The organism is Gemmatimonas sp. (genome assembly GCF_021298855.1).
Classification (GTDB): domain Bacteria; phylum Gemmatimonadota; class Gemmatimonadetes; order Gemmatimonadales; family Gemmatimonadaceae; genus Gemmatimonas.
The window spans coordinates 12,008-32,355 of record NZ_JAJTHI010000003.1 but is presented as its reverse complement, the minus strand read 5'-3'; the positions used below and the strand labels follow the sequence as shown (position 1 = coordinate 32,355).

The window sequence follows — 20,348 nt, the reverse complement described above, 5'->3', positions numbered from 1 at the left end:
GCGCGACGCGGCGCTGGCGCGGTCAGGGGGGGCGGCTTACCGCTGAATCAGCTTCACCCGCTGCCCGCCACGGAATACCTCCACGCGATCGGCCCGGCCGTCGCGGTTCACATCCGTCCATACCTGCAGCAGTTCGCTGTTCACATCGAGAAAGATCGCCCGCCACGGCACCCCGCCCCGCCCCTGGTCGGGGATGCGCAGCACGAACTCGTTCGTCCCCAGCCACTGCATGATCTCGGTGCTCGGCCGTCCCTGCACCACGTCCAGGGCACTCCGCATACTCGGCAGCGTCTGCGGGTACGCCTGCGCGGCGAACTCCGGCAGGTCGTCACACCGGCCGTCCTTGTCGCGGTCCACGCACACTGGCGGTCCAAAGCGCTGATCATCGCACCAGCCATCGCCGTCGCGGTCGAGGCAGCTGGAACTGCCACGGCCCGGTGGCGGGGTGTTCGGCGCAAAGTAGCGCGGATCGTTCACGCCGCCCGGCACCACCACACCGCCTGGCGTGATGTACCCGCCGTATGACCCTGCCGCCCCCTGCTGTAACGGTCCCCCACCCGGAAACGACGAGGCCGGCGCACTGGACGCCGGCCGATCGCCGTGGAGCTGTTCATCGGTGATCTTCTTTGCTTCCCACGCCTCCCGCGCGCGGCCATCGGCGAGCGATAGATCGGGCGGAATGAGCGGCGGACCCTTCCGGTCGGTCCCGCGCAGGCTCTTGATGGGGAGGTCGTCAATCTTCTTCCCCTTGGCCTTGTCCTCGCCGTAAATCACGCGACCGTTCGCCGGCTTGTTGCGGACCGCCGACGCACAGTCGGTGGGCGCGGGCTGCTGCTGCGCGGGCACGCCATCGATCCACACGCGGCACATCCCGGCGGGCGGCAGATACTCCCGCGGCACGCCGGTCTTGTCGCTCTCACGATCCTTGTCCCGGTCACGCGACTGGGCAGACGCCTGTGCCAACGGCAGCGCCAGCGCGAGCGACACGGCCGCCACCAGCAGGCGCCACGGCGCAGACATGGACGTGTTCGAAATGCGAGTGGGTGAGACCATCAGGGCACATCCTCCAGCGGAGCCCGGCAGCGGCTCACGGTGAGCCGCCGTCCGTCCTCCTGCCGGCAGTAAGGGCAGGGTGCATGCCAGGGTCGGCGTGGTGGGCCAACACTCCGAAGTATCGGCAGATCAGTACCCTACCGACAGGGGGAGGGTCCGCGACGTTACGCGGGTGTCCGAGCGGGGGGACAGCGGGTGTCCGCTGGGGAGACCGAAGACGCCCCGTTGTTCCCACCTCAGTCCCCGAAGCTGATCCCGATCATGCGCGCCGTCTGCACGATGTCATGCTTGGGATCCACCCGCTTCGTTTCGCGCAGCACCTCTTCAATGGGAATCGTCACCAGGTGCGGCGACTGCAGCGCCACCATGTGCCCCCACTTCTTGTCCGCCACCGCCTGTACCGCCGCAGCCCCGAAGCGGGTGGCCAGCAGCCGGTCGTACCCCGTGGGTGACCCGCCACGCTGCAGATGCCCCAGCACCATCGAGCGCGTCTCCTTCCCGGTGACCCGCTGGATATCGTACCCCAGCCGCTCCGCGATGCCGCCAAGGCGACGCTCCTGCCCGGGCAGCGAGGCGCCAATGATCGACTCGTTGCCCCCCTTCGGTTTCGACCCCTCGGCAACCACGACGATGCTGAAGCGCTTTCCGCTCGCATCGCGCGCCATGATCTTGTCGCACACTTTCTCCAGCTCCCACTCGATCTCGGGAATCAGGATCACGTCGGCGGTCCCCGCCACGCCGGCATGCAGCGCAATGAAGCCGGCCTCGCGCCCCATCACCTCGAGCACCATCACGCGGTCGTGTGATTCGGCGGTCGTGTGCAGCTTGTCGATCGCCTCCATCGCCGTGTTCACGGCGGTGTCGAAGCCGAACGTGGTGATCGTCCCCGCCACGTCGTTGTCGATCGTCTTGGGCACGCTCACCACGCGCACCCCCTTGGCCTGCAGCTGCTGTGCGATCTTGAGCGAGCCGTCGCCGCCGATGGAGATGATGGCTTCGATGCCGAGGTTGCGGGCGTTCTCCACCAGCTCGTCGGAACGGTCGACGTTTTTCCAGCTGCCGTCGGGCTGCTGAATGGGATAGGCGAACGGGCTGCCGCGGTTGGTGGTCTTGATGATCGTGCCGCCCTGGCCCGCGATGCCGCGAACACTGTCCACCGTGAGGGGAACGATCTCGTCCTCGCCCAGCAGGCCGGCAAACCCGCGCTTGATGCCAAGCACGTCCCAGCCACGGGTACGTGCCGAAAGGACCGCGGCCCGAATGACCGCGTTCAGGCCCGGGGCGTCACCGCCACCGGTGGAAATGGCAATCCGCATGTTTCTGAAAATGACGTGGGTGTGGGAAGGTGCTCAAATGTACCCTCGGGACCCGAAATGGAGGGAAGGGGGCGCGGCGTCGAATTGGTCCAATTGGCCGATTTTCGGTAACGGTGTTTCCCGCCCACCGCGCCATCATTCCCAACCTGCCGGGACTCGCCCCCCATCCGGCCTCGGACTTCCGACACCCAATCGCGACTCGGATTTCCGGTATCCATCCGACATCGGATACCCGATATCCGATGTCCGACGTCCGACGTCCGACGTCCGATGTATGTCCGAAATCCGAAACCCGATCGAAGTCCGAAATCCGAATCCCGATCGCACTCTGGCCCCGCCTCCATGCCCGCGCTCCGCCCCGGCACCACGCTCCTCGAGCAGCTCCTCGTCATCACCCTGCTCGCCCTCCTGGCCCTCATTGCCATGACCAGCGGTGCCCCGCTGCTGGAGGCCGCCGCCGTACAAACCGCCTCGCGCGATGCCACGGCGCTGTTGGGACTCGCCCGCGATCACGCCCTGTCGGCCGGCGAACGCACGGCCGTGCACTTCGGGCCACAACGGGTGGTGGTCCATATCGGCACGGATACCGTCGCCCGCGCCGACTTCACCGACCGCGGCGTCCGGCTCCACGCCACCCGCGACTCCATGGCCTATGCGGCCAACGGGCTGGGCGTGGGCGCGGCCAATCTCCGGCTCATCCTGTCGCGCGGTGCGCGCGCCGACACCATTACCATCTCGCGGCTCGGGCGCGTGCAGTGGCACTGAACCACCGCACCCGCCCCGCCCTCACGTCCCGAAATCGAACCCCGGGACCGACACGCGCGGGATCTCCTGCCCGATCGTGCGCTCGATCGTGCGCACCATCCCGATCTCTTCGGCGCTCATGAACGTGTACGCATCGCCGGTGCTCGCCGCGCGACCCGTGCGCCCGATCCGGTGCACGTAGTCCTCCGGCTGCTGCGGGACGTCGAAGTTGATCACGTGCGTGATGCCGCTGATGTCGAGGCCGCGCTGCGCAATGTCCGTCGCCACCAGCACCCGCAGCTTGCCGCTCTTGAAGTCCTCCAGCGCGGCCATGCGCTCGCGCTGCGACTTGTCGGCGTGCATCGCGCCCGCCTTCACCCCGGCGCGCTCGAGATCGCGCACCACCCGGTCGGCGCCGCTCTTCGTGCGCGTGAACACCAGCACCGAGTCGTGCGACGCCTTCGTGAGCAGGTGCACGAGCAGGTCGTTCTTTCGGTGCCGCGGCACCGGATACACGGCGTGCGTCACCGTCGTCGCCGCACTCGAGCGCCGCCCCACCTGCACCACCACCGGCTTGCGCAGATACTTGCGCCCCAGCGCCTCCACTTCCGGTGGCATCGTCGCCGAAAAGAGCAACGTCTGGCGATAGCGTGGGATCTGGTCCACGATGCGATTGATCTGCGGCGCAAACCCCATGTCGAGCATGCGGTCCGCCTCGTCGAGCACCAGCGTCTCCAGATACGTGAAGTCCACGTTGCGCTTCTCGAGGTGATCGAGCAGGCGGCCGGGGGTGGCCACCACCACGTCCACGCCGTTGCGCAAGGCGCGCTCCTGCGGCTCGTACCCCACCCCGCCGTACACCGGAATCACATCCACCGGCGCGTACTGGGAGTACTTGCGCACGCTCTCCTCCACCTGCAGGCACAGCTCGCGGGTGGGGGTCAGCACCAGCACCCGGGTTCGCCGCGGCCCACCAATGAGCCGATGCACCACCGGCAGCGTGAAGCTGGCGGTCTTGCCGGTGCCGGTCTGCGCCAGACCGATGAGGTCGCGCCCCGTGAGCGCCAGCGGAATTGCCTCACGCTGGATGGGTGTAGGGCGCTCATACCCCGCCTCGTGCAGGGCATCCAACAGGGGCTGCGCCAGCCCCAGATCGGCGAAGGTCACATCGCCGACAAGCGTATCAGGATCGATGACTGTCATGTGTAGCCGGGAAAGATAACACCCTCGCTCGGCAGGTGGGGACGAACACCACACACCGGGGGACGATCACCCCAGCTCGATCGTCCGGCCAGCCAGCCTCGCCACCAGCCCCAGACGGAACGTGACGTCGGCCGACAGCCCCGTGGCCTCGCGAACAGCCCCCGCCTCACCAGCAGACTCGGCCGCACCATCGTGCAGCGGCAGGACCGGCCACGACCACACCGGCACCTGCGCCGGCATCACCACCGAGCGCGGCGGCGTCCACACCCCGCGCTTGCGGTCATCGAGGGTGCGGTCGAGCAGCTTCACCCACCCCTCCTGCCTCGGCAGCCACCCCAGGCGAGCCATCGCTTCCAGCCACGCCAGCGCGCTGGGCATGTCCCCGTCGAGCGCACTGCGCGTGGTCAGGAAATCCCCCAGCACGTAGTGCGACTGCTCGACGAGATGCTCCCCCACCTGCTGCATCGGAACCTGCCGCGGCCACGGCTGCGTAAGCCACTTGAAGAGCAGATCCATGAAGTGATAGTGCTCGCTGCAAAACTGCGGCATGTAACTCAGCATCACCAGCAGGTGGAACGACGGCATCGCCACCTCCGGTGGGAGCACGTGCTGGTTGCCGATCCGGACCCAGGGCTTCTGCGCCTGCGGTGACTTGAGGAACCCATGCACCCGGTCAATGAGCCGGCGTGCCGCCCCCCGCAAACGTGGGTCCGCCTCGAAGCCGGCGTGCGCCAGCGCCGCCGCCGCCGCCTCGCGCAACAGCAGACGCCCCCGGCGCACCAGCTCCTCGTCGTCGTCCGCGGGACGCAACTCAGCCAGAAGGGTAGGGTCGTTGTCCTCGGCCAACAGCCGGAACAGCAGGCGCCGGGTTGCCGCCATCCCCGGAGCATCCACATCCCACCCCAGTTCGAGCAGACGCCGAAACGCGGGAATGGTGCCCACCCCCTGCAGCGACGTGCCCGTGGGCATCGCCAGCATGCCGCCCGGCCACGTGCCGTCGTGGTCCTGCGTCCCCAGCAGATACCAGCCCGCTGTGCTCGCGTACGGCAGTAGCCCCCAGCGCCCTGCAGGCGGACTCTGCAGCGCAACATCACGCCAGGCACGGAGTTGCACCGCCGGCGACCCATTCACCAGCAGCCACGAAATCGGCACGGTCACCGGCATCGGTGGCGGCGGAGGCGGCACGAACACCTGCCGCGGCACCGTCAGTTCGCCGGGAACCAGAATCGCGTCACTGCCGGCCGGCGGCATCGGGGAGGGGGGGATCGTCACAATTCCGCAATTGTACGATCATTTCGCGGGTCCGCCAGAGGCGGCACGCCATTGGCCCGCCCGATTAACGAACGCGCGCCCTCGTACGTCTCACCCCACAGCGCGGCACCCGACGCACGGGCGTCGGCGCTCCAGCCCTTCCCAGTCACCGACTCCGTCCATGAAGACCACCCTGCGTGCCCTGGCCGCCGTTGCGGCACTCGCCATTGCCACCCCGGCCCTCGCCCAGGGCGGTCCCCCGGGCGGCGGTATGGGGCAAATGTCCCCCGAACAGCGTCTCGCCCGCCAGAAGGACATGCTCTTTCGGGGCATTACCCTGTCGGCAGACCAGTCGGCCAAGGCCGACACCCTCATCATGCAGGGCATGCGCAAGCAGATGGAAGCCATGCAGGCCGCCCGCTCCGGCAGTGGCGACATGGCCAGCATGCGCGAGCAGATGCAGAAGATGAACGCCGAGCGCAACGACGCCCTCAAGGCGCTGCTCACCAGCGACGCCGACAAGGCGAAGTTCGACGAGAATCTCAAGAACATGCCGCAGGGGCGCCGCGGGGGCCGCTGAGCCGCGGACGGCGGAGACATCCCGGCGCCGTCCCCACGGCACCGGCGACCACGGGGGCATCGGCAACATCGCCGGTGCCCCTGTGCCGTTGCCGGCATTAGCGTTCGGCCATCATGGCAGCCAGGGCCGTCTTCGCAGGCGAGCGCCGCTGAATGCGCGGCGAGTTCGTGGACCTCGATGGGGTCCGGTTGTACTGCTATGCCTTCGGGCAGCGCGGCACGGGGCACCCCATCGTGCTGGTGCACGGATCGTTCACCTCCTCCCACCTGTGGCAGGACGTGCTCCCGCGGCTCCCCAAGGGGCACCGGGTGCTGGTGCTCGACCTGCTGGGGCACGGCCGCAGCGACCCGCCCGGCTCCGCCGCCATGACCGTGGCCGCGCATGCGGAGCGGCTGGAGCAGCTGCTCGACATCATGGGCGTGCAGCAGGTCATGCTCGTGGGCCATGGCATGGGCGCCGCCGTGGCCGCGCGCGTGGCGCACGAACACCCTGAGCGCATCGCCCAACTCATGCTGGTGAACCCGACGCTGCTGGCGGCGCGCGCCGACGAAGCGCTGCTCAACCGCAAGGTGCGTCGGGTGGCGTCGCTCGTCTGGCTCTGGCAGCGCATCGCCCCGTCGTGGGTGGCCTCGGCGCTGCACGCGGCACTCCTCCCCTGTTTCGCCCACCGCGATGTCGGCGCGCGATCGCTCGATGTGTACCTCATGCCCTTCCGCCAGCGCGACGGCCGCGACGCGGCCTGCGCCCAGCTCCGCGCGCTTGGGCAATCGCGCGGCGACACGGTGGCGGCGCTCGCCCCCGGCGCGCTGCGCTGCCCCACCGCACTCGTGCTGGGGGAACACGATCCGTTTCTCAATGCCGCGCGCAGTGAACGACTCGTGGAGTGGCTCCGTACCGCCACCGGCAACACCGTCGGCGTACACACGTTGCCGGGGGTGGCCCACGTGGCCCCCGAAGAAGCGCCCGACCGACTCGGCACCCTCGTGGGCGAGCTCATTGCCCGCTGAGCCGCTGTCGCCTGCCCCTCAGGTTCCCATCGACTCCCCGTCGCCCCCCACTCCACTCTTTCACGGCCCATCATGACCGATCGACTTGCCACCATGCGCGCCATGGCGGCGCGCCAGCCAGGCAATGCCCTCGTGCGCTTCGGCCTCGCCAACGAGCTGCTCAAGGCCAATCTGCACGAGGAAGCCGCGACGGAACTGCAGGCATACCTCGCCAGCTACGACGACGAAGGCAACGGGTGGCTGCGCTACGCCGACACGCTCACCGCGCTGGGGCGCCACGAAGAGGCGCGCGCGGCGGCCGCCAAGGGCATCGATGCGGCCACACGATACGGGCACGGCAGCATGGTGCAGGAATTCGAGGAACGGTACGGCTAGCGCGACAGCGCCCCGCCTGGTCCGCCGCACGCCACCTCTGCGCCGATGACGACGCCACGGCCGACTACCTTCTCGTGCACGAGCCGGACGGGCGCCATGTCGTGGGCGCCGAGCTCGCGCTCGAGGCGATGGCGGTCGGCGAGGGCGGCCGAGAGGCGGTCGCCCATGTTCGTGGTCACGACGCCTCCAGCCAATCGCGGCGAATGCTACATTTCAAGGATGGAACGGATTGTCATCGTGTACCCCACGCATGACGCGGCAGCCGCTGCCGACCGCGACGCGCTCCGGCGACTGTCGCCGCAGGCCCGCCTGGATCGGCTGCTGCACATGCAACAGACCCACCGCAAACGACTGGGCGATGCTGGACGAGGACTTGCGCGAGTTGCTCGCATTGTTGATCGCCCACGGCGCTGACTTTCTCGTTGCCGGTGGTCACGCGGTCGCGTTCCACGGGTACCCGCGGTACACCGAAGATCTGGATCTCTACGTGCGCGCCACTCCCGAGAATGGCGCGCGCATCGTGGCCGCACTCGAGGCATTCGGGTTTGGCAGCCTCGGGCTCACGGCCAACGACTTCACGGCCGACGATCGCGTGATCCAGTTGGGACGAGCACCCAATCGCGTGGACCTGCTGACGCGACTGTGGGGCGTCGAGTTCGACGAGGCATGGTCCCGGCGCGTCGAGGCGTCGCTCGATTCGATGCACGTCGCCATGCTCGGGCGAGCGGACCTGATCCGCAACAAGCGGGCAACCGCCCGACCGCAGGACCTCGCGGATGTCGCCGCGCTGGAAGCGCTGGAAGCGCTGGATCGCGACGCGACGTAGTCGCGCCGAGCCGTTGAGGCCCCCCCGCTCCGCACCCACGGACCCTACAGTCGCCGGCTCTCCTCCGCCGCCTCGAGCACGTATCCCAGTTCGCGCGACACCGCTCGCGCTTCCTGTGTGGCGCTGGTTACGTCATCCGCGGACGCGTGCATCCCCATCGTGCGCAGCTTCACGAGGTCGAGGCGCAACGAACGCAGCGCCATGCTCGCGCTGTCGATCTGCCGGCGCATGGTTTCACGGCGCGACTGCAAGTCGTCGAGCGAGGCGCGCTGACGCATGAGCAGCGTCAGACGGCGCTCACGATCGGGGCTGGTGAGCGGCTCCGCTTCCACGGCGGCAAGGCGCGCGGCCAGATCGGTCAGTGCGCCACGGGGCAAGTCACGATCGAGCCGTTCGAGGCCGTTCGCCAACCCGCCAATGCGCTCGAGCAGCGCATCGGCCGTGGGGTCGACATCGGGCACCAGCGCCTGATCCTCCGGCGACAGCTTCGACACGATCTCGGCAATCACGAGCCGGTCGTCGCAGGCGTTGCGCACCAGGTCACCGTATGCCGACTGGGCCACCCCGCCCCCCGCCGTCTTTTCCAGCAACTCGGCCAGGCGCACATGATGCGCCCGGTTGTCACGCGCCGCCGGCGCCGTACGCCACGCATCCCCGAACGCCGCCAGCGGGGAAATGCCGAAGCGCCGCAGCCGGAGCGCGTGCCGCCCCGCCACGGCCAGACTGCCCAACGCCACGACGAGCCCGGCGAGCATGGGCGCGATAAAGATCTCTTCGTTCAGCGACACCCCCACGAGGAGACTGCCGATCCCGAGTGCCGACGAGGCCCCCACCCACTTGAGGCTCGTGCGAAAACGCATCACGCGGTCGGCAACCACGGCGGGCGTGCTGGCTGCCCCCCCCGCCATCCGGCCCGCCACCTGTTGCGCCTGGAGTTCGGCCACGTACGCCGCGTTCGCCTGCTTGCGCTGCAGCTTCACCGACCGGCGCCACTGCTTCACGGCTTCCCGGTTGGCCTTCTTCCACTCACGCCGGGTCGAACGATCCGCTCCCATGGGGAGCGGCGGCAGCTGCGGCATGGGCGGCAGCGCCCCGGGCGCCGGTGCCTGCCGCGGCGCGGGCGAGGATTCACTGACGCGCCGTGGCGCCCAGTCCTCGGCGCGATACCCCACGCGTTCGTCCCGGTCGGAATCCCAGGACCGCGCCGGCGGCGCGGGCACCGGTAGCGGGACGGATAGTGGCGGCACGGCCGATGGCATCGGCGCCGAGAGTGACCCGTCGCGCTGTACCCGACGCAGCGTGTCGCGCAATTGCAGCGCACTCTCCCAGCGATCGGCGGGCTTCTTCGCGAGGCAGCGCTCCAGAATGTCCACCAGCACACGCGGCGTGTCGGGGCGCAGGCTGCGCAGCGGCGGCGGGGGGTCGCTCACATGCTGCATGAGCATGGCCGGCGTCGTGGGCGCCTCGAACGGCAGGCGGCCAGCCAGCATGAGATAGCCGATCACGCCCACCGCATACACGTCACTGCGCCCGTCGACCTCCTTGTCCCCCATGGCCTGTTCCGGGCTCATGAACGCCGGCGTTCCCACGGCGATGCCCGTTTGCGTGAGCCGCGAGTCACTTTCGGCCGCGCGCGCAATGCCGAAGTCGGTAACCAGCGCCCGCCCGGACTCGCGATCGAGCAGCACGTTGTCGGGCTTCATGTCACGATGCACCACGCCGTAGGCATGGGCGTAGGCCAGGGCGTCGGCCATCTGCTCCAGCACGCTCGCCACGAAGGAGAACGGCGGACGCGGCTCGCGCAGGATGCGCGCGGCCAGACTCTCCCCCTCCACCAGCGCCATGGCGAAGCACACCAGCCCGGGTACCTCGTGCACGGCGTAGATGGGCACGATGTGCGGGTGATTGAGGCGGGCGGCCATCTGCGCCTCGCGCACGAACCGCTCGCGCACATCCGGGCGGAACGCGAGATCGGGAGGCAGCACCTTGAGCGCGACCTTGCGCTGCAGCCGCACATCCTCGGCCGCGTACACCACCGCCATGCCGCCGCGGCCGACTTCACGCCCGACGAGATAGTGGTCGCCAATGGCGGCAGTGACCCGATCGCGCAGCAGCGCGGCATCGACACCGTACGCCCCCTCACGCCCCGGATTGCCGTGCAGGTTCGGTGGCGGGGCGGCGGCAGACGGCGGCGCGGGCGCGGGCGCGACATCAGGCGTGTCGAACATCGCCAGCTCCCCGGGGTCAGGCGCCGCGCGACGCGGTGCGCGGCGACGTGAGGTCGCGCACCTCGCTCACCGCCTGCACGGCGATGTCCACCTCGCGGGCCATCTGCATCGCCTGTTCCGCCACGAGCGTCACGCTCTGCACTGAACTGTTGCCGGTGCGCAGGCGGACCAGGTCGAGACGCACATTCTCGAGTGCCAACCGGCAGCTGTCCACCTGCCCCCGTCGCGCCTGCAGTTTGGCCTGGCCGTCGAGCAGCGCCCGCCGCTCGCGGCGCAGCTGCGCCAGTCGCCGCACACGGGCCTCGCTGCGCGTCGTGTCGAGTGGATTCGCCTCCCGCTCCAGCGTGTCGATCTCCTGCTCCGTGCGCGTCAGCAGCTCGGGCGCCAGCGTGGCCTCCAGGCGCACGAGATCCTTGGTGATGGCCTCGAGCTTCTGCACCAGATCGATGCTGGTGTTGGCCACATCGGGAATGCGCTGGCGATCCTCGGCGGGGAGTGTGGCCAGCAGCCGGCCGATTTCTTCACGATCGGCACGGGCCGCGCGCACGAGCGGCAGATACGCGCCCAGTTCGTCGTCGCGCGCCGGCAGGGCTGGGGCCGCACGTCCACTGTCGGCCATGGGCACGGGAGCGTTCGAGCCGCCCAGCGTGAGGGCGCCCGTGAGCCGATTGGTGAGCTTGCCCTGCGCCCGCAGCTCTTCGCGCTTCCTGCTGCTGAAGGTGGCCCACACGCTGTTCGTGATGTCTTCCAGCACTTCGCCGAAGAGCCGATGCTTGGGCTGCCGCAGCACATCCTTCCAGTCGTAGCCGTCGGTCCAGAGCTTCGTGTACTGCCAGACCATGAAGATCGTCCAGATCGTGGTCACGCTGCCGAAGCTGGAGTCGCCGAAGATCGCGATGACGAGGAACGCGAAATTGACGAACAGGTAGGGCACGAGCTGGCGCCGGAACTTCACGACACGCGGCGCTTCCCAGCGGGCGCGGTCTTCGGTGGTCGGGATGTACGCGTCGTCGGGGCGAACGCCGTAGCCATACGCCGGTGCCACCGCGCCCGCCGCAGCGGGCGCGGCCGTGCCGAAGCCGGCGGGGGCCGTGGTGAGCGTGCGGGGCGAATAGGCCGGTGCCTGATACCCGGGCGCCGGATACGACGGGGCCTGGTAACCACTGGTGCCGTTCGCGGGCATGGGCATGCCGCCAATGGGCGCGCCGTTGAACGAAACGGGCGACGTGGACCGTGGCATGCTGGCCGAGGTGGCGCCTGCCGGTGCGGGGGGCACCACGCCCGTCCGCAGCGCCTGCGACAGCTCGGTGGCCTGCTGGAACCGATGATCGGGGTTCTTCTCCAGCAGCCGCATCACGATGGCCGCCAGGTCGGGCGGGACATCGGCGCGGCGTTGCTGAATGGGGACCGGTGCCTCGGCCAGATGCTTGACCAGCAGTGCCGGCGTGGTGCCACCGACGAACGGCGGCTCGCCACACAGCATCTGGTAGGCCACGATCCCCAGGGAATAAAGGTCGCTGCGCGCGTCGAGATCGCGATCTCCCGACGCCTGCTCCGGGCTCATGTACGCCGGCGTACCAATGGCCATACCGGTGGCCGTGAGCCGCGACGTTTCCCCGCTGTCCGTGGCCGCGCGCGCGATGCCGAAATCGGTGACCAGCGCACGTCCGTCAATGCCGTCGAGCAGGATGTTGTCGGGCTTGATGTCGCGGTGCACCACGCCGCGCGAGTGGGCGTAGGACAGCGCATCGGCGACTTCGCCCAGCCAGCGACGCACGCTGTCCACGGGCAACGGGCCACGCTTCTGCACGAGTGTGGCGAGGTTGTCCCCGTCAATGCACGCCATGACGAAGAACACCAGGTTGCCCACCTCGTCGACGGAGTAGATGGGCACGATGTTCGGGTGACTCAGCTGCGCCGCGGTTTCCGCCTCGCGGAGAAACCGGGACCGCACGTCGCGCCGGAACGACAGCTCCGGCGGCAGCAGCTTGATGGCGACATGCCGCTTGAGTCGACGATCACGCGCACGATACACGATGCCCATGCCGCCACGGCCGATTTCCTGGTCGAGCTCGTAGGCGGCGCTGAGCGCCTGCTCCACGTGGGCACGCAGTTCGGCGTCTTCGGCGTGATGAGCGGTGTTTTCGGACACTCGAAGCGGAATTCGGGGAGTTGACCGTCTTCCTTAGTCTAGCACGGCAGGGAAACGGACGACAGCATGGGACGAACGGAAGGTGTGTGGGCACTACGTAGAGTCCCCCCCGCAAAGTTGCAGATTGACTCACCCCCCGGCAGCGGCTTCCCCCGCGGCACGGGTTTCGCGCAGTCCGGTGACCAGCGGTGGGATGGGGGCGTGGCGGCAGAGGACGCCACACAGCCGTGGGCATCGCGGTGGCGCGACCGCCGGCGCAGCGCGCACGGTGGGGACGGGGAAGCCGGCGTGCGGAGCGCCTGCCGATTCAGCCGGAATACGCGCCAGGTCCGCCACCGTGACAGTGTGATGTGCCGCGCCCTGACGCGTCCCTGCCGTCGTGACGCAATTTGCGCGGTGCGGATCGTGCTCCAGTGAGGACGCCAATCCTTTTGCTCAGGAATTCCCATGAGTCAGCGCCAGACCCTCCCCGTCCTCCCGTTGCGTGGGACGGTCATGTTTCCCGGAATCACCGCCCCCATCGCCGCCGGGCGGCCCGGTACCCTGCGCGCCATCGAAACGGCGCTCAAGGGCGACCGGCTTGTCTTCGCAGTGGCGCAGCGCGACAACACCGAGGAGCCCACCGCCGATATCCTGTTCAGCACCGGTGTCATTGCGCGGATCGGCCAGGTGCAGCGTGGCCTCGGCGGCGTACAGCTGTTGCTGCAGGGGGAACAGCGCGCCACCGCCCTGCACTATGGCGAGCAGGACGGCTATCTCACGTCCGTGATCGTGCCCGCCGAAGAGATGATGCCGCTGGATCTCAAGGATCCGGCATTCACCGCGCTCCACAAGGAAGCCCGCGAGCGGGCCGCCGAGCTTGGTGAGAAGCGCGGACTGCCCGAAGAGGTGGTGCATCAGGTGCTCGACTCGGTCGAGGACGCCGGTCGCTTCGCCGACCTCGTGGCCGGCTACATCGAGCTCACCGTGCCCGAGAAGCAGGGGCTGCTGGAAACGCTCAGCGTGGAAGAGCGGTTGCGCCGCGTGCTCGTGCACGTGCAGCGACAGATCGGCCTGCTCGAAGCCCAGGAAGACATCAAGAGTCAGGTCCAGGAGGAGCTCGGCGAGCGCCAGCGCGAAATGTTCCTGCGCGAACAGCTCAAGGCCATTCAGAAGGAGCTCGGCGACGACGACACCGGCAAGGAGATCAGCGAGCTTCGGGAGAAGCTCAGCAAGCTCCTGCTGCCCAAGGAGGCGCGCGCCGAGGTGGAGCGCGAGCTGGGGCGCCTGGAGCGTGCCGGCCGCGAAAGTATGGAGGCGCAGGTCATCCGCACCTATCTCGAGTGGATCGCCGAGCTGCCGTGGAACGCGCGCAGCGACGACCACCTCGAACTGGCGCGCGCCGGGGAGATCCTCGACGAGGATCACTACGGGCTCAAGGACGTGAAGGATCGCGTGCTCGAGTTCCTCGCCGTGCGGCAGCTGCGGGCGCAGCAGGTGGCGGCTGAAGTCGCGACGACCGGTGAGTTCCCCGTATCGAAGTTGAAGGGGGAAGCCACCGACGCCACGCCCGCGCTTGGGAACGGCGAGGAAGACCGCCAGATCACCGACACCCGGGAAGCCAAGGCGCGCGCCATGGCCCGCGGGCCCATCCTGCTCTTCAACGGTCCTCCGGGAGTGGGCAAGACATCGATTGCCAAGAGCATTGCCCGCGCGCTCGGCCGCGAGTACGTGCGCGTGGCGCTGGGCGGTGCGCGCGACGAGGCCGACATTCGCGGCCACCGCCGCACGTATGTGGGCGCAATGCCGGGCCGCATCATTCAGGGAATGAAGCAGGCCGGGACGCGCAATCCCGTCTTCCTGCTCGACGAGGTGGACAAGCTGGGGCAGTCGTATCAGGGCGACCCGTCCAGCGCCCTGCTCGAGGTGCTCGACCCGGCGCAGAACGACTCCTTCACCGACCACTACCTCGGGGTGCCCTTCGACCTCAGCGAAGTGCTGTTCATCGCCACGTCGAATTTCATCCAGAACATCCCCGGTCCGCTGCTCGACCGCATGGAAGTGGTGGAGTTCAGCGGTTACACCGAGCGGGAGAAGGCGGAGATCGCGAAGACCTACCTGGTGCCGCGTCAGCTGGAGGAGTCGGGGCTTTCCAACCGCGAGCTCTCCTTCACGGACGACGCCATCATGAAGGTGATCAGCGAGTACACCCGCGAAAGCGGCGTGCGCCAGCTCGAGCGGCAGCTGGGGGCGGTGGCGCGGAAGGTCGCGCGGCGTGTCGCCATGGGGGACACGGCCACGATCGACGACAAGGTGATCAGCGACGGCGAAGTGCGCGAGCTGCTGGGGCGTCCCAAGGTGCATCCCGAGCGCGCGGCGGAGCACGACGAGGTCGGGATCTCCACGGGCATGTACTACACGCCCATGGGCGGCGACATCATGTTCGTGGAGGCGAGCATCCGCCGGGGCACCGCCCCGCAGACGCGCGACGACGACACCAACGTGGTGCGGGTGGGGCCCATCTCCCTCATTCTCACCGGCCAGCTTGGCGACGTGATGAAGGAAAGCGCGCGCGCTGCCCTCACCTACGCCACCAACAACGCCGAGGTGCTGGGCATTCCGGCGGAGCGCGTGGCGAGCGCCAGCGAAGCGCACATTCACGTGCCGGCCGGCGCGATTCCCAAGGATGGGCCCAGTGCGGGCATCGCCATCGCCACGGCGCTCGTGAGCGAAATGTCGAATCGCAAGGTGCGGCGCGACGTGTCGATGACGGGCGAGATCACGCTGCGGGGCCGCGTGCTGCCGATTGGCGGCGTGAAGGAGAAGGTGCTGGGCGCGCATCGCGCCGGCATCAAGGAAGTGATCGTGCCCAAGGCCAACGAGGCCGACCTCGAGGATGTGCCGGAGGAGGTGCGCCGGCAGCTCACCTTCCACTGCGTCGAGACGCTGCGGGACGTACTGAAGATCGCGCTGGTGCAGGCACCGGTGGAGGAGGCGGTGGAGGAGCTGGTAGGCGTGTGACTGCGGGTGTCACGGCGGCCAAGAAACAGGCGGCAGACCGAGGTTGCCGCCACCCCTCGCCAGGTGCCCGGTCAGAACCCCTGCTGCCACCGCATCACGGCCACACGCTCCGTGGAGCCGCCAAAGCCGGGCCACGTGACATCGAGGGCGACACTCAGGCGGGTGGAGATGGTGGGGATCCACCCCACGGCAGCACCGGCCGTGCGCACCAGCGGGCGGGACCCATCCGCCAGGAGGGTCACGCCCGCCGGCGTGTCGAGCTGCAGCTGGCCGGCCCGCACGCCCAATTCCAACGCACCGCGACGGTGCCGCGGCGTGATCTCCTGATTGGCGTTGCGCGTGCCACCCCAGGCCGTGGCGGCACGCAGCGACCACGCCGTGGCCTGCACCTGCTGCCGCGCCGCCGCGAAACGCAGCCGCTGCCACTGCTGCGCACGTTCCACGCCCACCATCGTGCGCGCCGTGCCCAGCACGCCCCCCAGTGACCAGCGGCCGCGTGCACCGTCGGCAATGACCGTCGTGGCCTCCGTCGCGCCGTCGCGAAAGACCACCAGCGGCAGCTGCCCGACCGACAGCAGGCGGGCAACCGCGGGATTCTCGGCAGTGCCGCGCTCCTGCCCCGCCAGCAGGCTGCCCTGGATATCGGCGTACCGTGAACCACGCACCACGCGCCAGTTCGCACGGCCCAGCAGGTCGTAGCCCACGCCATTGGTGGCGCGCACATCGCCATCGGTATCCACCACCGGAACGTCCGACCCGATCGGCGTGCGAAAGCCGCCGGCGGCCACGGTGACATGACCCCGCTGGTGCGTGACCTGCGCTCCCATGCTGCGACTCGGCATGAGCGTATTCACGATACTCCGCTCCGGAAAGAGCAATGTGCTGGACGACTGCATGCGCTCGGTGCCGTAGGCCGGTCGAAAGCGCCCGATCCGTGCGGTGGTGCGCCGGTCGCGCCACCCCACGAAGGCGTCCTGCACCAGCACGCGCCCCTGGCCGAAGTCGGGCTGCAACCGGACATGCCACCCGTCGGCACGCGAGGCATCGAAAACCAGGCGTGCGCGGCGCAGCAGCAGGCCGTCAGGGGCCCGCGATTGCGGCCCCGATGCCCAGCGCCCGTCCACCTGCAGGTATCCCCCCATGCTCAGGCGCATCTCGTCGCCGAATGCGAGGTCGATGCTGCCACGCTCATCGTCGGTGCGTGACGTGGGCGACGACGGCGGTGCCGACTGCGCCCCCAGTGACATTGCCGCAACGAGGGAGAGCGCGAGCGGCGGAAGGCTGCCCCGCGGAATGCTGATCACGGTGGCGGTGCCGCCGCGGCACCGCGCCGCACGTCGCAGAGGGTCAACCTGCGCATGCGCGTGGACGTCCCCGCCCCGTTCGGCCCCTGCGCCCCCAACTTGCCGGGCCCAACGGTGAGGGAGAGCCCCTGCCGCGCCTGCCCCCCGTTCGCGAAGCGCGTGCCGACATCCTGCCTGCGCAGCCGCACTCCCTCACCACCCCGGTGCCAGATTCAGTCCGAACACCCCGCCACCGCGGCGGTGCACGGGCCGCGCGTGGAACATCTCCACGATGATCGCGCCGAGATTGAGGCGGGTGCTGATCCCATGCGACAGCACCGGCCGCCGCACCGCGTCGGCGTTCTGCAGCGCCCGCGGCCGCAGCGACAGCGCATCGCCGCCCCGCCACGCCATCCCGGCGTCGAGGAATGGCGCCACTTCCATGGCGAGCCCCCGAACGCCCAGCCGGTTGATGGGGAGTCGGTACTCCACGTTCGCCACCGCCATGCGCGATCCCAGCAGCCCATCGAACGAGGGACACGGCCCGAACGCCGACCGGCCGCACTCGCGCTCCGCCAGCGATTCGGCCGCATAGCCGCGCACCAGCGTGCCCGCGCCCACGAACATGGGGGCGAGCAATGCCTGGCTGTCGTCACGGCCGTAGCGCCCCGTGTGCATGGCCCGGAAGGCCAGCGCGCCACGCCAGAGCGGCTGGTACCATCGCCCATCGACCGTCACCCCGGTGAATTGCGTGCGCCCCACCGTCTGCTGTACTTCGGCGCGGTAGCGCCAGCCATCGAGTGGTGAGGCCGGACCGAACACCGCGTTGTCCCCCACGAAGGCCGCACTCGACTGGGCGTACTGGATTGCCTCACCGGCACTCCCCGTCGAGCGACGCCGGTCGAGCACGCGCCCGGTGACGTTGTCCACCACCTGCTGGGTCACGTCGAAGTCCTGCGTGAGCCGTGTGCCCGTGAAGGCAAACTCCACGCGTCGGGTACGCGAGAACGGGTACTGCGCGCCCAGTGTCCCCTCGTGCACCAGGGTACGCGCGATCCCCTGCTCCACCAGCGTGGCGTCGCGCAGGTTCCCCGAGGCATCCCGCACACGGATCGGCGCCACGCTGTTGAACGCAGCGGGCAGCGGGGTGCGACCCAGCGTAGCAAATACGTTCCACCGCGAGACGGCATTCACGTACAGCACCTGCCCGCCCACGTCCTGCACGCGTCCCTGGGCCTGGACCGCAATGCCCAGCCGCCGGCGTCCCAGCAGGTCTCCCCAGAACACACTCAGGCCACCGCCCACGGCGGCGCCGTTCGAGCCGGCCGCCACACCGGCCGCCGGGAGCCCCAGTCCCTCGAGGCCAAAGCGCGGCCGGTAGCGGGCGACCGTGGCCGCGCCCGCCGTGGGCCCCGGCAATCCGCTCACGCCATCGGCCAGCATGGCGTCCACGATGGGCACCGGAGATTCCGTGTGCGGCGGCAGGATGCCCCCGCCACTCTGCATGATCGGCGCGGTCAGCGCCACTTCGTCGTCGGCCAGCCGCTGGTAACTCTCCACCCGGCTCCGGTCGAGCGCGACCATCTGGTAGCCATCGCGATCGAATACGGTGACCACCACGGTGTTCGTCGCCGGTGACACCGTGAGCGCCGGGGAACGCGCCGTGATGCCGGCCACGCCCGTGCGCAGCTGCGTCAGCTGATCGAACGCGCCGCGAGCCAGGTCGAGACGAAACACATCGGCCACACCATCCACGTCACCGATGAAATACAGGGAACGGCTGTCGCCACTCCACTGGGGGTTGATCATGCGCGCGTCCGCGCCCAGGTCGGGGAGCGCCCGCATGCGCCCGCCCACCGGATCCACCAGGGCCAGTCGCAGCCGACCATACGCGAGCGTTGCCAGGTCGGTTTCCGCGTGCCGGTCGGTTGCGACCGCAATGTACCGGCCGTTCGGCGCCCAGGCCGGGTGCAACTCGGTGAAGGCATCGTTCGTGAGCCGCTGTGTGCGTCGTTCGGCGAGGTCGAACAGGAACAGGTCGCCCTGCCCGTTGCTCGTGCCGGCAATGGCCAGCTGCCGTCCATCGGGCGACCAGGACACGGCACTGATGGATTGCACCCCCGGCACGCGAATGCGCTGCAGGAGCGTCCCCCGCATGACGTCGAAAATGGCCAACTCCGAATCGCCGGCGCGCGTCACCACCAGGACGTACTGACGCGAGTCCGGGGACCACGCCCCCGATGCGTACAGAAAGGCAATGGCATCGGTGTGGCCATCACGGGCGAGGTTCCCGAAGGACCGCACGTCGCGCCCGGTGGCCATGTTGCGCAGTCGCACGTCCACCTGACCAAGCGCGTCGCGGCCGATGTAGGTCAGCCACGCCCCATCGGGGCTCAGCTGCGGGTTGAGGGCGAAACCGCCGCGCTCCGGCGCCGCGCTCAGCGCGGTGCCAATGACATCGATGTTCTCACGCTGCTCCAGGAGTGTGCCGTACGCCGCGAGAATGTGCGCGTGCCAGTCGTTCTCCAGCGCTTCCGCCGACACGCCCAGCGTGCGCACGATGCCGGCGCGCACCCCCACCGCCACCGCGTCCAGAAAGAATGCCGCCAGCGCATCGTCGCCGAAGCGCCCACCCAGATAGGCCCAGAAGGCATGCCCGTAGCGATAGGGGAACAGGCGCGGATCGGTGGTGAGCGCATCGATGCCCGGCAACTCGCCGGCGGCGAGCGCCGCGCGCAACCACATGGCGGTATTGGGGTCGTCGCTTCCGAGCGACACGTACTCGGCCATCCCTTCCACGAACCAGAGCGGCAGCTGCATCAGGCCGTTGCCGCCCTTCACCTGCCGCGCCATGTCGAACTGGAAGAGGTGCGCGATCTCGTGCCCCAGCACGTGATCGTTCTCGGCGCCCACCCCGGTAAGCGGCATGACCAGCCGGTCACGCAGCGACTCGGCGAACCCGCGCGTCCCCTCGCTGAGCGGGGTGTCGGACAGCGTGGTCTGCTGGAAGTCGGGATGATTGGTGTACAGCACCAGCGGCTTGCGCTGGGTGAAGGTGTGGCCGAGCAGCGACGACAGGCGCTCGTACCACCGCTCCGCCTTGCGGGCCGTTTCGCGCACCGTGGGCTCGGCGGCCTTGTCGAAGTGAATGTCGAAGTGCGCCGTGCGCAGCACCTGCACGTCGAACCGTTCCCAGCGCACGCGATTCTGTCCGAAGTACTGCGCGTGGAGTGGGAGCGGCAACCACACCAGCGCTGCGGCCAGACACGCAAGCACCCGAACGATGCGCGGTCGCACACGGGTGCGCCCAGCCGATCGATGGAGCATGCG

At 69.2% G+C, this 20,348-nt stretch carries 15 protein-coding genes; 6 read left to right on the top strand and 9 right to left on the bottom strand.

Annotated features, from left to right (window positions below; genetic code table 11):
* Positions 1-36: 36 nt before the first annotated feature.
* Entirely contained in the window at positions 37-1,020 is a 984-nt protein-coding gene (locus LW840_RS00750) for a hypothetical protein (protein WP_291269220.1), read from the bottom strand.
* Between the two features lie 269 nt (positions 1,021-1,289).
* The gene (locus tag LW840_RS00745; protein WP_291261200.1) at positions 1,290-2,369 is read right to left on the bottom strand and encodes an ATP-dependent 6-phosphofructokinase; all 1,080 of its coding nucleotides are present in this window, start codon (positions 2,367-2,369) and stop codon (positions 1,290-1,292) included.
* A 342-nt stretch (positions 2,370-2,711) separates the two neighbouring features.
* On the opposite strand from LW840_RS00745, the gene LW840_RS00740 reads away from it, so the two are divergent.
* On the top strand, positions 2,712-3,134 hold the full coding sequence (locus LW840_RS00740; RefSeq protein ID WP_291266045.1) for a hypothetical protein: 423 nt from the start codon (positions 2,712-2,714) through the stop codon (positions 3,132-3,134).
* Positions 3,135-3,155: 21 nt separating this feature from the next.
* Here LW840_RS00740 and LW840_RS00735 read toward each other — a convergent pair whose 3' ends face one another.
* Together LW840_RS00735 and LW840_RS00730 are read right to left on the bottom strand one after the other, a co-directional pair.
* Positions 3,156-4,316: a DEAD/DEAH box helicase gene (locus LW840_RS00735; RefSeq protein WP_291276248.1), complete on the bottom strand. Its 1,161-nt coding sequence runs from the start codon at positions 4,314-4,316 to the stop codon at positions 3,156-3,158.
* A 66-nt stretch (positions 4,317-4,382) separates the two neighbouring features.
* On the bottom strand, positions 4,383-5,588 hold the full coding sequence (locus LW840_RS00730) for a hypothetical protein (protein WP_291276247.1): 1,206 nt from the start codon (positions 5,586-5,588) through the stop codon (positions 4,383-4,385).
* 160 nt (positions 5,589-5,748) lie between these two features.
* Between LW840_RS00730 and LW840_RS00725 the strand changes: the two genes are divergently transcribed.
* From LW840_RS00725 to LW840_RS00715, 3 genes are all read left to right on the top strand, one after another.
* Entirely contained in the window at positions 5,749-6,147 is a 399-nt protein-coding gene (locus LW840_RS00725; protein WP_291266047.1) for a hypothetical protein, read from the top strand.
* A gap of 152 nt (positions 6,148-6,299) precedes the next feature.
* Positions 6,300-7,154, top strand: a complete 855-nt coding sequence (locus LW840_RS00720) for an alpha/beta hydrolase (protein WP_291266048.1) — start codon at positions 6,300-6,302, stop codon at positions 7,152-7,154.
* 72 nt (positions 7,155-7,226) lie between these two features.
* A complete protein-coding gene (locus LW840_RS00715; protein ID WP_291276246.1) occupies positions 7,227-7,529 on the top strand; it encodes a hypothetical protein in 303 nt (100 codons plus the stop codon).
* Here the strand turns inward: LW840_RS00715 and LW840_RS00710 are convergent.
* Positions 7,526-7,723, bottom strand: coding sequence for a hypothetical protein (locus tag LW840_RS00710; protein ID WP_291276245.1), 198 nt, complete (start codon positions 7,721-7,723; stop codon positions 7,526-7,528). The genes LW840_RS00715 and LW840_RS00710 overlap by 4 nt on opposite strands.
* Positions 7,724-7,779: 56 nt before the next feature.
* On the opposite strand from LW840_RS00710, the gene LW840_RS00705 reads away from it, so the two are divergent.
* Positions 7,780-8,355 (top strand): hypothetical protein, encoded by a 576-nt coding sequence (locus LW840_RS00705; protein ID WP_291261208.1) that lies wholly within the window; start codon positions 7,780-7,782, stop codon positions 8,353-8,355.
* Positions 8,356-8,399: 44 nt separating this feature from the next.
* Here LW840_RS00705 and LW840_RS00700 read toward each other — a convergent pair whose 3' ends face one another.
* Positions 8,400-10,583, bottom strand: coding sequence for a serine/threonine-protein kinase (locus LW840_RS00700; RefSeq protein ID WP_291276244.1), 2,184 nt, complete (start codon positions 10,581-10,583; stop codon positions 8,400-8,402).
* A 16-nt stretch (positions 10,584-10,599) separates the two neighbouring features.
* The gene (locus LW840_RS00695) at positions 10,600-12,735 is read right to left on the bottom strand and encodes a serine/threonine-protein kinase (protein ID WP_291261210.1); all 2,136 of its coding nucleotides are present in this window, start codon (positions 12,733-12,735) and stop codon (positions 10,600-10,602) included.
* Positions 12,736-13,182: 447 nt separating this feature from the next.
* Here LW840_RS00695 and lon point away from each other — a divergent pair, with 447 nt between their 5' ends.
* Complete coding sequence (gene lon, locus LW840_RS00690; protein WP_291266051.1) at positions 13,183-15,735, top strand: endopeptidase La; 2,553 nt, start codon at positions 13,183-13,185, stop codon at positions 15,733-15,735.
* A gap of 71 nt (positions 15,736-15,806) precedes the next feature.
* Here the strand turns inward: lon and LW840_RS00685 are convergent, their stop codons facing one another.
* Together LW840_RS00685 and LW840_RS00680 are read right to left on the bottom strand one after the other, a co-directional pair.
* Complete coding sequence (locus LW840_RS00685; RefSeq protein WP_291261212.1) at positions 15,807-17,039, bottom strand: porin; 1,233 nt, start codon at positions 17,037-17,039, stop codon at positions 15,807-15,809.
* Between the two features lie 192 nt (positions 17,040-17,231).
* Positions 17,232-20,345 (bottom strand): BamA/TamA family outer membrane protein, encoded by a 3,114-nt coding sequence (locus tag LW840_RS00680; RefSeq protein ID WP_291273343.1) that lies wholly within the window; start codon positions 20,343-20,345, stop codon positions 17,232-17,234.
* Positions 20,346-20,348: the final 3 nt, after the last annotated feature.

Excerpts from the sequence above, each read along its gene's own strand:
- LW840_RS00750 (WP_291269220.1), bottom strand. The coding sequence starts at position 1,020 with ATGTCTGCGCCGTGGCGCCTGCTGGTGGCGGCCGTGTCGCTCGCGCTG.
- LW840_RS00745 (WP_291261200.1), bottom strand. The coding sequence starts at position 2,369 with ATGCGGATTGCCATTTCCACCGGTGGCGGTGACGCCCCGGGCCTGAAC.
- LW840_RS00740 (WP_291266045.1), top strand. The coding sequence starts at position 2,712 with ATGCCCGCGCTCCGCCCCGGCACCACGCTCCTCGAGCAGCTCCTCGTC.
- LW840_RS00735 (WP_291276248.1), bottom strand. The coding sequence starts at position 4,316 with ATGACAGTCATCGATCCTGATACGCTTGTCGGCGATGTGACCTTCGCC.
- LW840_RS00725 (WP_291266047.1), top strand. The coding sequence starts at position 5,749 with ATGAAGACCACCCTGCGTGCCCTGGCCGCCGTTGCGGCACTCGCCATT.
- LW840_RS00720 (WP_291266048.1), top strand. The coding sequence starts at position 6,300 with ATGCGCGGCGAGTTCGTGGACCTCGATGGGGTCCGGTTGTACTGCTAT.
- LW840_RS00715 (WP_291276246.1), top strand. The coding sequence starts at position 7,227 with ATGACCGATCGACTTGCCACCATGCGCGCCATGGCGGCGCGCCAGCCA.
- LW840_RS00705 (WP_291261208.1), top strand. The coding sequence starts at position 7,780 with ATGACGCGGCAGCCGCTGCCGACCGCGACGCGCTCCGGCGACTGTCGC.
- LW840_RS00700 (WP_291276244.1), bottom strand. The coding sequence starts at position 10,583 with ATGTTCGACACGCCTGATGTCGCGCCCGCGCCCGCGCCGCCGTCTGCC.
- lon (WP_291266051.1), top strand. The coding sequence starts at position 13,183 with ATGAGTCAGCGCCAGACCCTCCCCGTCCTCCCGTTGCGTGGGACGGTC.
- LW840_RS00680 (WP_291273343.1), bottom strand. The coding sequence starts at position 20,345 with ATGCTCCATCGATCGGCTGGGCGCACCCGTGTGCGACCGCGCATCGTT.